The following is an 11,425-nucleotide window of genomic DNA, read 5'->3' as shown; positions in this document are numbered from 1 at the left end:
GTGCGCGAAGACTACTTCACCCGATGCTCCCATGCATCCCATGAGCGGGCGATGCTCGATTTCGCGCGATATCCGCTGATTCCGCGCATGTCATGTCGCCGCCCGTCCTTGTCGGTCGGCGTTCACGACGACCATACGCCGTCCTCCATTGCTCGAATCTGCTCGATAGTGCTACAAATCTTGCATCAATGAGCACTGGAGGGCCCGTGAGTCACACCGAGACCGAGATCGCGTCCCAGCCCGCCTGCTGGAGCCGAGCCGCCGGACTGTCCTCCTCCAGCGCCCTGCCGACGAGAGGCGAGCGGGTGGCGGTCGTCGGCTGCGGCACCTCGTGGTTCATCGCCCAGGCGTACGCCGCGCTCCGCGAGGGCGCGGGGCACGGCGAGACCGACGCCTTCCCCGCCTCCGAGGCCCCGATCGGCCGCCGGTACGACCGGGTGCTGGCGCTCACCAGGTCGGGCACCACGACCGAGGTGCTCGACCTGCTCCGCCGCGTCCGTGAGCAGGGCGGGGAACGGGCCCGGACGGCCGCGGTCACCGCCGATCCGCACACGCCGGTCATGTCCCTCGCCGACGAGGTCGTCGTCCTCGACTTCGCCGACGAGCGGTCGGTCGTGCAGACGCGGTTCGCCACCGCGCAGCTCGCCATGCTGCGGGCGCACCTCGGCGAGGACCTCACCGGGGCGATCGCCGACGCGGAGCGCGCGCTCGCCGAACCGCTGCCCCCCGGCCTCGTCGCCGCCGAGCAGTTCTCCTTCCTCGGCACCGGCTGGACGTACGGCCTGGCGCGGGAGGCGGCGCTGAAGATGCGGGAGGCCTCGCAGTCGTGGACGGAGGCCTACCTCGCCATGGAGTATCGCCACGGCCCGATCAGCATCGCCGCGCCCGGACGCGTCACGTGGGCGTTCGGCCCGGTCCCGCGCGGCCTGCGGAGCGAGGTGGAGGCCACCGGAGCCACGTTCGTGGAGGGCGGCCTCGACCCCATGGCCGAGCTGGTCCGGGTGCAACGGCTCGCGGTCGCCAGGGCGCACGCCCGCGGTCTCGACCCCGACACGCCGGCGCACCTCACCCGATCGGTCATCCTCCCCGAATCGCCATGACCCGCGTGATCCTCACCGTCACGCTGAACGCGGCGCTCGACGTCACCTACGGCGTCGGCGACCTCGACTGGGACGGCGTCAACCGCGTGCGCGCCGTGCACCGCAGGGCGGGCGGCAAGGGCGTCAACGTGGCCCGCGTCCTCACCGCCCTCGGCCACGAGGTCCTCGCCACCGGCCTGGCCGGCGGCCCGACCGGCGACGCCGTGCTCGCCGACCTGGCCGCGGCCGGCGTCCCCGCCGCCTTCACCCCCATCGCGGGGGAAACCCGCACCACCCTCGCCGTCCGCGCGGCCCGGCGGACCACGCTGTTCAACGAGCCAGGACCGCTGGTCGCCCCGGAGGAGCTGGCCCGGTTCCTCGACGCGTACGAGCGGGTCCTCGGCCGGGCGTCCGCCGTGGTGATCTCCGGGAGCCTCCCGCGCGGAGTCCCCGCCGACCTCTACGCCACGCTGGCCGCCGTCGCCGCCCGGCACGACGTCCCCGCCGTCGTGGACGCCGACGGCGCTCCCCTGCGCCACGCCCCCGCCGGGCGGCCCGCCGTGCTCAAGCCCAACGCCGAGGAGCTCGCCCGCGCCCTGGACCCGGACGGCGGGGAAACGGTGGACGTCGCCACCGGGGCCCGGTTCCTGAGGGACGAGGGCGCCGGGTCGGTCGTGGTCTCACTGGGGGCGGACGGTGTGCTCGCCGCGACCCCGGAGGGGACCTGGCGGGCCCGCATGCCCTACCGGGTGGAGGGCAATCCGACCGGCGCCGGAGACGCGCTGGTGGCCGGACTCGCGCTCGGCCTGGTGGAGGGCACGCCGTGGCCCGAACGGCTCCGCCGGGCGGCCGCCCTCGGCGCCGCCGCCGTCGCCGCCCCCGTCGCGGGCGACTTCGATCCCGGCGTCTACCGGCGCGTCCACCCCGGCATCACCGTCGAACCCCACCACCCCTGACCGGACCTTCGGAGGCCCACCATGCCCCTCGCCGGCATCGGCGACATCATCCGCGACGCGCCCCTGGGCGTGGGCGCATTCAACATGATCCAGCTCGAACACGCGGAGGCCATCGTCGCGGGCGCCGAGACCGCCGGCGTCCCTGTGGTGCTGCAGATCAGCGAGAACTGCGTGCGCTACCACGGCGCGCTGGCCCCGGTCGCGCTGGCGTCGCTCGCCCTGGCCCGGGCCGCCGCCGTTCCCGTGGCCGTGCACCTCGACCACGCCACCGACAGATCCCTGATCGAGGAGGCCGTCGGCCTCGGCCTCGGCTCGGTGATGTACGACGCGTCCGCCCTGGACCACGAGGCCAACGCGACGGCCACGGCCGAGGTGGCGCGCTGGTGCCACGAGCGCGGCGTGTGGGTGGAGGCGGAGCTCGGCGAGATCGGCGGCAAGGACGGCGTGCACGCCCCGGGCGCCAGGACCAGGCCGGATGAGGCGGCCCGCTACGTCGAGAGGACCGGGGTGGACGCCCTGGCCGTCGCGGTCGGCAGCTCGCACGCCATGACGACGAAGGACGCGGTCCTCGATCTCGGCCTGATCGCCGAGCTCCACGCCGCCGTCCCGGTCCCGCTGGTGCTGCACGGCTCCTCCGGGGTTCCGGACGAGACCATCCGGGCGGCCGTACGGCACGGCATGAAGAAGATCAACATCGCGACCCATCTCAACAAGGCGTTCACGGCGGCGGTCCGCGACCGCCTGACCGCCGACACGTCCGTGGTCGACTCGCGCAAATACCTCAAAGCGGGCCGCGACGCGGTCACCCGGGAGGTCGCCCACCTCCTCGGCGTGCTGGCCTCGTGACACAACCTCCCGGCACGCCGCCCCCATGACAGGGCGGCCTCGCGAGCCGCCGCCCGTCGCGGGCGCGGCCGCATGAGGAGATGTCCGCGCACGGTGACCCGGTGCGCGGGCCCGGGTGGTCGCTCAGGCTCGCACGACCTTGACACCCACGTCGGCGAAGGGTGCAGTCTGCTCCTCGGTCGCCGCGCTGTCGGTGACGAGGATGTCGATCTGGTTCACCGGGCAGATCCGGGCGAACGCCCGCCTGCCGAGCTTCGAGCTGTCCGCCACGATGACGACCTGCTGCGCACGGGAGGCCATGATCTGGTTGACCGCCGCCTCGCCCTCGTTGTGGGCGCTCGCGCCGTGCTCCAGGTGCAGGGCGTCGACCCCCAGGATCGCCAGGTCCAGGGCGACGCGCTCCAGCATGCCTGCGGCGATCGGCCCGATCAGCTCGTACGACTGGGGCCGGGCGGAGCCGCCCGTGGTGACGACGTGGATCTGCGGGCGGAGCACCAGCTCGTTGGCGATGTTCAGGGCGTTGGTCACCACGGTGACCACCGGGCCCCGCTGGTCGGTGTTCAGGTCGGGGCGCGTGGCCAGCGCCCGTCCCACCTCGGTCAACGTCGTACCGCCGTTCAGGCCGACGGTGGCGCCGGCGGGGACCATGGCGGCCGCCGCGGCTCCGATGCGCTGCTTCTCGGGGGCGTGCCTGGCGACCTTGTAGCGCAGGGGCAGGTCATAGGTGACGCTGTGCGCCGACGCCCCGCCACGCGTGCGGGTGAGGAGCTGCTGGGAGGCCAGCTCGTCGAAGTCCCGCCGCACCGTGGCGGGCGACACGCCGAGGTGCTCGGCGGTCTCCTCCACGTCGAGGTGCCCGCGCTCGGCGAGCAGCTCCAGCAAGGTGTTCCACCGCTCGTATCTGCTCACGGCCACTCCTTGCTCACCCGCTGCCTGCGCGACCCATCATGCCCGGTCCGGGAGGTTCCGGAGCCCCAGGTGTGCCTCCGGATCAACGGCCTCCTTCTGTGATCTTTCCCCGGACGTCGAGGACGGCCCGGTCGGCGGCGGCCCGGCCGGAGATCCAGCCCTCCCGGTTGCTGACCGCGCCCGCGCCGACCATGGTCAGCGTCGGGAAGATCTCCTCGACCTTCGCCTCGACGGCCTGTTCCCTGGCCGCCAGCACCGGCAGCAGGTCGCGCCCGGCATCGGCGGCGGCCTCCCGCACCGCCTGTCCCGCCGCTTCCTCCAGTCGCTCGCCGATCCGCTGGGCGTACGCCGCGAGGAACGACTGCCGGAACGACCGCGTGCGCGAACGGCCGGAGCCGTCCCGGCGAGACCCGGCCAGCGTCATCGCGGTCATGGCCTGCACCAGCAGGGAGGTGAACAGCACCTCCACCGCGGCCAGGTCCGCGGGGAACCCGAGCACGGTGGCGAACCCGAAATGCCGGCTCCACACGGAGCGGCAGTGGTTGGCCGAGGCGATGACGTCCAGCAGCATCGCCTTCGGGCCCTCGTAGGGCGCGTCGACACCCAGCCGGCGGCCCTGCGGCCGGTCGGCTCCTCCCGGGCCGGCCGTCCGCGAGGCGAGCAGCGCGGCGTCGATGCTGTGCCGGGCCATCAGCGCCTGGGCCGCGGCGGTGAACGTCTCGGCCTCCGCCTCGAACTCGGTCGACTCGGCCTTCGCCAGCAGGGCCCGCACCCGGGCGAGCGTCCGCTCGTCCACGGCGCCGCCGCGGGAGCCGGGCGTACGGCGGGCCGTTCCCGGCACGGGGCACAGCCGCTCCAGCGGCGGCAGCGTGGCCAGCAGATGGATCACCCGGAGCGCACAGGCGACCATCGCGGTCCGGTCGCCGTCCTCACGGAGGTACTCCTCGTCGCGGCCCCACCACACCGTCGCGCCGATGGCCTCGATCTGGTCCAGCCAGCGGTCGTCCACCGTCGCCGCGGCGTAGGCGCGCATCTCGGCCGCGACGGCGTCGGTCACGAGGCGGACGTGCCGGGCCTCCAGCCGCCGGCCCACCAGCCGGACGACGTCTGCGGGCTGCCAGCCGAGGTGCCAGGCGTGCGTCACCTGCCGGTGCAGGGCGTCGAGCAGGGCGCGGTCCACGGCCTGGCGCAGCCCCTGGCCCTGCGCGAGGACCTTCACGCATCGCCGGAACTCGGTCTCGTCGAGGCGGCGCCGCGCCTCCAACGCCGCGGACAGCAGCCCGGCCACCAGTTCCTCGGCCGACTCCCCCGGAGAGCCGGACGACCAGGGGAAACTCCAGGCGCCGTCGCCCGGCGGCCCGAGGCTCCACCGCCGCCGCGCGCCCTCCCGCTCTCCGCCGCTCATCCGCTGCCCTCCCCCGCTCGACGCCTCCCGGGATCCTCGGCGGCCGCCCCGGTCGGTCGTGCGAGCGATTCTGTCAGCCCCGGCCGCCGGTGCCGTGACGTTATCCACAGGCCGGCGGGAGTGGCCGTCGGGCGGGCCCGGGCCGTCCGGCGCCTGTGCGAGGTGGAGCACGCCAGGGAAGCGGCCGACCTCCCCGAACGCGACCTCGAACGGCCGCCGCGCCGCGAACAGGTCCCGCAGTGCGGCGAGCACGCCGTCGTCCAGGCGTTCTTGCGGGAGGAACGGATACAGGACGGTGACGTGCGCGGGCATGCCGTACGCCGCGAAGGAGTCGTAGCGTTCCCGCAGGCCCCGGACCAGGGGCTCGGCCGAGGGGACCTCCACCACCAGGGCGGTCTCACCGACCTCGAAGGCGGTCACGCGTACGACCAGACGCAACCGCGGGGAGTCACGTACCGCTCTGGGCATTTACATGGCGGATTCGGCCAGATTAAATCTTTATTTCCAGATACATAGTGATCTGGACCACATTGGTGCCGTGCCTGATCGTGCGAGGAGTGGTGCCCGATGGTGTTGTCGCTGGCGAAGCGAATGATCTTCGCTCTCGGCCGGGGATTCGTGCGGCTCGGACGGTACTGGGCCGCCCAGTTCGGCCTCGCCTACGCGCTGACCTGGTCCCCCGACGCGCCCCACCTCGCACATGAGGAGGAGACCGAGCACTGGGACTGGTCGATCCCCTACCACTGGTACGAGACCTCCCGCTGACCGCCGCCCTGCCGGCCGGACCGGCGTCCGGTGAATGCCCGGCGGATCACGCCTCACCGCTCGATACTGTCCGCATGAAGGACGTCCGTTGCGAGCGCTGCGACCTCACCGTCGGTTTGGGCTGCTCCTGCTCGGGGACCTCGCCGAAGGCGTTCGTCCCCTTCGAAATCCTGATCTCCCCCAGTCGATTCGCCCACCTGCCCGGTGGATGCAACCACACGGCCAGCCAGGAGATCATGGAACGCGACTGGGGGCGCGTACGCGATCCTCGTCCGGGCCTGTGGATCAGCATCGGCCCGGGCAACCCCGTACGCGCCCAGGAGGGAAACCTGGAGACGTTCGCCGTCCGGCGGTGTCAGGACTGCGCGAACGCGTTCCCCGGCGCCGGGTGACGGAAGGCGGCGCGTTCAACGATTTCAGGCGACGAGCCGGGTCACGAGCCGAAGACAGGCCTGGGTAAAACAGAAGGCCCAGGTCGGCTGTGCCGACCTGGGCCTTCTTGTGGTGCGCCGCCAGGGACTCGAACCCCGGACCCGCTGATTAAGAGTCAGCTGCTCTAACCAACTGAGCTAGCGGCGCCCGCACCACAAGAGTAGCGGCATCCGGAGGTGCTCCGCGCCACCGGCGCGCTCATCGTGCCGGAATGCGGGCGACCAGATCATGTCCTGCCCTTACGTGTCCGGGATGTTCCCCTTCTCACCTTCGGGTACGTGGAGTGACGACGAAGGGAGTGAGGACCATGACACCGGATCTCTGGTCGTATTCCGACACCATCTCGGGCACCGGACAGCAGATGGACATCGCCGGATACGACGTGCAGGCCGTGGACGGGAAGATCGGTTCCGTGGACGAGGCCACCTACGAGGCCGGCCAGAGCTACATCGTCGTGGACACGGGCCCGTGGATCTTCGGCAAGAAGGTGATGCTCCCCGCGAGTGTGGTGACGAGGATCGACTTCCAGGATCGCAAGGTCTTCGTCAGCCGTACCAAACAGGAGATCAAGAACGCGCCGGAGTTCGACGAGTCGGCGATGAGCGACCCGGGCTATCGGGACCGTGTCGGGGAGTACTACGGACGTTTCCCCCGCACTTCGTCCATGTGAGTGACATATGGAGGGGCCGCGCCGTCACGGCGCGGCCCCTCTCTTCGCCGGCGAACCGGCGAGCCCGACCCGCCCGACTCCGCCCGACTCCGCCCGGCCCCTCCTCCGCATGGACCGGGACGGCAGGCCGGAGTGCGGCGCTCACGGCCAGGTGCCGTCCGGCCGAGGTGTCGTAGGGGCGATAATGCGCAGCCGCTCCAGGAGCGTGACGAACGTCGAGGCGTACGGCGACGGCGCGGCGACCGAGGCGACCCGGTCCCAGTCCACCTGCTCCCGCATGGCGCGGACCATGGGCAGCAGCGAGCCGTAGTCGCAGGCGTGCTCCGACAGCGGCAGTATCCAGGAGATCACAAGGTCGGTGGCTTCGAGGACGGGCAGGCTGAGCGCGGCGGTGTTGATCGGCTCGGCCCGAGCGATCATGGCCTCGGTCACGGGCCTGTCGGCGAGCGAGAAGATCAGGTCGACGAGGATCCCTTCCTCGTCGAACGCCTTGACCAGCCAGTCCTCCGGTGGTTTCGCGGTCCGGAAACCCAGGCTCTCCAGGGTTTTCAGCGCGAGCGGGACGTCTTCCTCGACCAGGGCGAAGTCGACGTCATGCAGTGATGGCGCGGCGCCCCTCGCATAGCCGGCGCAGCCTCCGGCCAGGGCGAACCGCACCCCGGCCTCCTTGAGGCCGGCCCCGGCGCGCTTGAGCGTCTCAAGAATCGCGTCGGTGACTTCGTGACTGTGACTACCCACTCACGTCGCTTGCCCAGCCATGTTCGCCGCAAACAATCCCGGGTAGGGCGCGCTCATGACCGAGACCCTCCAGGAGATCAAGCGCGAGTACGAGGGAGAGGACACCCGTCCGCTGGCCTCGTACACACGGGTTCTCGCGGTGTACGGCGGGGCCGTCACGGCGCTGCTCGCCGCGGCGAAACTGACGGGCCGCACAGCCCCAGAGAAGATCAAGGTGATGGACCTCATGCTCATGGGGCTGTTCACGCACCGGCTCTCGCGCACGCTCGCGAAGGACCCGGTCACCAGTCCCATCCGCGCCCCCTTCACCCGGTACGAGGGCGTCTCCGGCCCGGCGGAGCTCAAGGAGAAGGTCCGCGGTCACGGGCTGCAGCACGCCGTGGGCGAGCTCCTGACCTGCCCGTTCTGCCTGTCCCAGTGGGTCGCGACGGGATACGCGGCGGGCACCGTGTTCTTTCCCAGGGTGACCCGGCTGGCCGGGGCGACCATGGCGGCCGTGGCGATCTCCGACTGGCTCCAGCTCGCCTACGCGCGCCTGATGAAGAAGGCCGAGGAATGAGCGAGCGGTCCGAGCCGCCGGGCGAGGCAGTGGCATGAGTGAGGTGCTCGAGCCTCTGGAGAACACCGACGAGAACCCGAAGGAGCGCGTCGACCGCGAGCTCGGCGAGCTGCTGCAGGGTCTCCGGGTGGCCGCGACGGGCGTGCAGGTGCTGTTCGCGTTCCTGCTGACGCTCCCGTTCTCCTCCGGTTTCGGCAAGATCGACACGACCGGGAACTGGCTGTTCTACCTGGCGGTGGTCAGCGCGGCGGTCGCGTCGATCTGCACGATCGCCCCGGCGACCCAGCACCGGATCATGTTCCGGTCGGGGCTCAAGGAGTTGCTGCTGCGCCGGGCAAACCGCCTGGGCGTGGCCGGCGGCCTGGCCCTGGCCGTGTCCATGACCTGCTCCACCGCCCTGGTTCTGGACGCGCTGACCAGTCCCGGGCCCGCCGCGCTGGTCGGCGCGGGCGTGGCGCTGCTGTGTGCCTGGCTGTGGTTCGTCCAGCCGCTCCTGTCGCTGCGCCTGGTCAAGGACGAGGACCAGAAAGCCTGAGAGCGCGACCGCGATGCCCGCGGTCGCGCTCTCGCGTGCCTCGCGTCAGCTCCGCTCCCGCAGGCGCGGCAGGATCTGCGTCGAGTAGAACTCGAAGAACCCCTCCTGCTCCGTGCCGATCTGGGAGATGTAGACCTCGTCGAAGCCCGCGTCCACGTACTCGCGGATCGCGCTCAGGTGCGCCTCCGGGGAGGGGCCGCAGGGCGTCGACTGGGTGGCGGCCTCCTCCGTGACGAGCTGCGAGAGCTGCTCGAAGTGCCGCGGCAGCGGCAGGAGCTGGGCGGCCTCTCCCGGGATCCCCTGGTTGGGCCAGAGCCGGTGGACGGTCTTGCGCGCCTCGGCCTCGTCGTGCGCCCAGCACACCTTCAGCCCGGCCGCGCACGGCTTGCCCTCGCCGCCCGCCTTGTGGAACGCCTCGACCATGTCGGCGGCGGGCGCGGTGTGGATGTAGCCGTCGCCGAGCCGCCCCGCGAGCTCGACGGACTTGGGCCCGAAGCCCGAGATGTAGATCGGCGGAGGCCGGTCGGGCAGCGAGTACAGCCGGGCCGTGTCCACCTCGTAGAACTCGCCGCGGTAGGTCACCAGCTCGCCGGTCCACAGCTCCCTGATGACGTCCAGGGCCTCCTCCAGCATGCGCTGGCGCTCCTCGGCCGGTGGCCACTGGTCGCCCAGGATGTGCTCGTTCAGCGCCTCGCCGGTGCCGACCCCCAGACGGAACCTGCCGTCCAGCAGGATCTGTGCGGTCGCCGCGGCCTGGGCGATGATCGCCGGGTGGACGCGGATGATGGGACAGGTGACCGCGGTGGTCACCGGCAGCGACGTGGCCTGCGAGATGGCCCCGATGACGGACCACACGAACGAGCTCTCGCCCTGCTCGTCCAGCCACGGGTGAAAGTGGTCGGAGATCCACAACGCCTCGAAGCCGGCTTCCTCGGCGAGTTTCGCCTGACGTACCAGCTCCTTGGGGTCATGCTCCTCGCTGGAGAGAAAATATCCGAAAGTGGTCATGTATCACCACATGCCCGAATAGTGTCAAGCAAACGTAACAATGGGCGATTCCGCCGCAAATTCGATCGGCCCCAGGGCTGGATGATGTTACGAGACCCTTTGTAGGGGCAGTGGAGGGCCATGGCTACTCTGCTTTGGATCATCGCCGTGGTACTGGTAATCGCCGGGATCTACGTCATCCTGGCCCGTCGGGACATCCTCTGGGGGATCGTCCTCATCGTCCTCGGATTCCTCGTCGGCCCCGGGGGCGTCAGCATCTTCAATCCCTAGCCGCAACCTCGCCCACACTACTCGCGGACACCGAGACGGCGGCCGGCCGAAGGGGCCGGCCGCCGTCTCGAGTTGAGAACACGGCGAATCAGCAATGGTCGCCGTTCAGGCAGTAAACGGTGTAGGCGTGCTTGATGACCGGAAGGGCGACATTACGCACCCGGATGCCTCCGGGAGTAACGCCCTTTTCCGTACCCGCGTGCGCATGACCATGGATGAAGAGATCCGCGCCCTCGGCGTCGGCCGCCTCCGCCAGCATGTAGCTGCCGAGGAACGGATAGATTTCCGGCGGCTCGCCCATCAGCGTGTCCTTGACCGGCGAGTAATGGCTGAGCACGATCTTGTGATCGGCGTCCAGGTCCTTGAGCGCCCGCCGCCACCGCTCGGCGATCTCCTTCGTGTGCCGGACGAACGCCTTGGTCTCCGGCTCCCCGAACTCGCTCGCGCACTTCCCGGCGAAACCGCCGCCGAAGCCCTTGCCGCCGGCGACTCCGAGCCGTACGCCGTCGATGGAGACGACCGCTCCCTCATCGTCGAGAACGATGATGCCGGCGTCACGGAGAAGATCGATGATCTCCTGGTTGCGGTCGGAGTGGTAGTCGTGGTTGCCCAGCACGGCGACGACGGGGATGGGCAGGCCGCTCAGCTCCTCGGCGACCACCCGGCCCTCGGGGATCGTGCCGTGCCTGGTCAGATCGCCTCCCACCAGCAACACGTCCGCACGGCGCTCGATGCCCTCGATCTTCTTGCGATAGTGGCCGCGCAGGTCCTCGCCCAGATGGATGTCCGCGACGGCGGCGATCCGCAGTTCCCTCACAGATGCTCCTCCTCTCCCGGCTCCCGCACCTCCACCAGGGTGATCTCGTTGTGCAGCCGCAGGCCCGGAGCCGCCTCCCGGGCGACGTTCTCGATCTGATGCCGCCGCTCGTCACAGGAGACCTGCCCGCGCAGGTAGACCTCTTCTCCTCGCACATCGACCCGAATGCCCAGTTCGGTGGTTCGTTCGTCCTCCGCGAGAGCCCGCTGCACGCGGGCCGCGACATAGTGCGGCGTCTCCATCTCTTCCCCTCGTGTCCCCCTCGGTTCCGTACGGCTAGCGCTGCCCGGCCCTTTCCCGGCGAAACCACTGGTTTGACGGGCGCGAGGGTGGATATGGTTTTCTGTATTCCTGGTGCCTAAGACGCAGGTACCTCCTTGGCGTGAGCATGCCGTTACGGAGGAGCGTCTTGGGTACGTGTGACCGGACTTCACCC

Annotated in this window: 15 protein-coding genes and 1 tRNA gene; 9 read left to right on the top strand and 7 right to left on the bottom strand. The window is 70.8% G+C overall.

From position 1 onward, the window contains the following. The first annotated feature begins 206 nt into the window (after positions 1-206). The 3 genes from Msi02_RS05800 to Msi02_RS05790 are packed head-to-tail and all read left to right on the top strand — an operon-like array spanning position 207 to position 2,881. Positions 207-1,100, top strand: coding sequence for an SIS domain-containing protein (locus Msi02_RS05800; protein WP_239108150.1), 894 nt, complete (start codon positions 207-209; stop codon positions 1,098-1,100). Beyond that, positions 1,097-2,035: a 1-phosphofructokinase family hexose kinase gene (locus tag Msi02_RS05795; RefSeq protein WP_239108149.1), complete on the top strand. Its 939-nt coding sequence runs from the start codon at positions 1,097-1,099 to the stop codon at positions 2,033-2,035. The genes Msi02_RS05800 and Msi02_RS05795 overlap by 4 nt, the downstream gene beginning before the upstream one ends. 21 nt (positions 2,036-2,056) lie before the next feature. Continuing rightward, the gene (locus Msi02_RS05790) at positions 2,057-2,881 is read left to right on the top strand and encodes a class II fructose-bisphosphate aldolase (protein ID WP_204047376.1); all 825 of its coding nucleotides are present in this window, start codon (positions 2,057-2,059) and stop codon (positions 2,879-2,881) included. A gap of 123 nt (positions 2,882-3,004) precedes the next feature. Here the strand turns inward: Msi02_RS05790 and Msi02_RS05785 are convergent, their stop codons facing one another. Together Msi02_RS05785 and Msi02_RS05780 are read right to left on the bottom strand one after the other, a co-directional pair. Further along, a complete protein-coding gene (locus tag Msi02_RS05785; RefSeq protein WP_204047375.1) occupies positions 3,005-3,790 on the bottom strand; it encodes a DeoR/GlpR family DNA-binding transcription regulator in 786 nt (261 codons plus the stop codon). A gap of 82 nt (positions 3,791-3,872) precedes the next feature. Further along, positions 3,873-5,615, bottom strand: coding sequence for a DUF2786 domain-containing protein (locus tag Msi02_RS05780; protein WP_204047374.1), 1,743 nt, complete (start codon positions 5,613-5,615; stop codon positions 3,873-3,875). A 147-nt stretch (positions 5,616-5,762) separates the two neighbouring features. Here Msi02_RS05780 and Msi02_RS05775 point away from each other — a divergent pair, with 147 nt between their 5' ends. After that, a complete protein-coding gene (locus Msi02_RS05775) occupies positions 5,763-5,960 on the top strand; it encodes a hypothetical protein (protein ID WP_079312551.1) in 198 nt (65 codons plus the stop codon). Positions 5,961-6,034: 74 nt separating this feature from the next. Next, positions 6,035-6,352, top strand: a complete 318-nt coding sequence (locus tag Msi02_RS05770) for a hypothetical protein (protein ID WP_204047373.1) — start codon at positions 6,035-6,037, stop codon at positions 6,350-6,352. Positions 6,353-6,462: 110 nt separating this feature from the next. Here Msi02_RS05770 and Msi02_RS05765 read toward each other — a convergent pair. Continuing rightward, positions 6,463-6,539 (bottom strand) — tRNA-Lys (locus Msi02_RS05765). A gap of 160 nt (positions 6,540-6,699) precedes the next feature. On the opposite strand from Msi02_RS05765, the gene Msi02_RS05760 reads away from it, so the two are divergent. Continuing rightward, entirely contained in the window at positions 6,700-7,062 is a 363-nt protein-coding gene (locus Msi02_RS05760) for a PRC-barrel domain containing protein (protein ID WP_204047372.1), read from the top strand. 141 nt (positions 7,063-7,203) lie between these two features. On the opposite strand, the gene Msi02_RS05755 is transcribed toward Msi02_RS05760, so the two are convergent. Continuing rightward, a complete protein-coding gene (locus Msi02_RS05755; protein ID WP_204047371.1) occupies positions 7,204-7,800 on the bottom strand; it encodes a nucleotidyltransferase family protein in 597 nt (198 codons plus the stop codon). A gap of 55 nt (positions 7,801-7,855) precedes the next feature. Here Msi02_RS05755 and Msi02_RS05750 point away from each other — a divergent pair, with 55 nt between their 5' ends. Then, positions 7,856-8,359: a DUF1360 domain-containing protein gene (locus Msi02_RS05750; RefSeq protein ID WP_204047370.1), complete on the top strand. Its 504-nt coding sequence runs from the start codon at positions 7,856-7,858 to the stop codon at positions 8,357-8,359. 34 nt (positions 8,360-8,393) lie between these two features. Then, positions 8,394-8,894: a DUF6328 family protein gene (locus Msi02_RS05745; RefSeq protein ID WP_079312561.1), complete on the top strand. Its 501-nt coding sequence runs from the start codon at positions 8,394-8,396 to the stop codon at positions 8,892-8,894. A gap of 45 nt (positions 8,895-8,939) precedes the next feature. On the opposite strand, the gene Msi02_RS05740 is transcribed toward Msi02_RS05745, so the two are convergent. Then, positions 8,940-9,902: a TIGR03557 family F420-dependent LLM class oxidoreductase gene (locus tag Msi02_RS05740; protein WP_204047369.1), complete on the bottom strand. Its 963-nt coding sequence runs from the start codon at positions 9,900-9,902 to the stop codon at positions 8,940-8,942. 120 nt (positions 9,903-10,022) lie between these two features. Here Msi02_RS05740 and Msi02_RS05735 point away from each other — a divergent pair, with 120 nt between their 5' ends. After that, positions 10,023-10,172, top strand: a complete 150-nt coding sequence (locus Msi02_RS05735) for a GPGG-motif small membrane protein (protein ID WP_167530303.1) — start codon at positions 10,023-10,025, stop codon at positions 10,170-10,172. An 88-nt stretch (positions 10,173-10,260) separates the two neighbouring features. Here the strand turns inward: Msi02_RS05735 and Msi02_RS05730 are convergent, their stop codons facing one another. After that, positions 10,261-10,989, bottom strand: coding sequence for a metallophosphoesterase family protein (locus Msi02_RS05730; RefSeq protein ID WP_204047368.1), 729 nt, complete (start codon positions 10,987-10,989; stop codon positions 10,261-10,263). After that, on the bottom strand, positions 10,986-11,231 hold the full coding sequence (locus Msi02_RS05725) for a BON domain-containing protein (protein ID WP_079312565.1): 246 nt from the start codon (positions 11,229-11,231) through the stop codon (positions 10,986-10,988). Before Msi02_RS05725 ends, Msi02_RS05730 begins: the two co-directional genes overlap by 4 nt. Positions 11,232-11,425: the final 194 nt, after the last annotated feature.

It is taken from the genome of Microbispora siamensis (genome assembly GCF_016863095.1).
GTDB classification, from domain to species: Bacteria; Actinomycetota; Actinomycetes; order Streptosporangiales; family Streptosporangiaceae; genus Microbispora; species Microbispora siamensis.
This window is presented reverse-complemented; position numbering and strand designations above follow the sequence as displayed.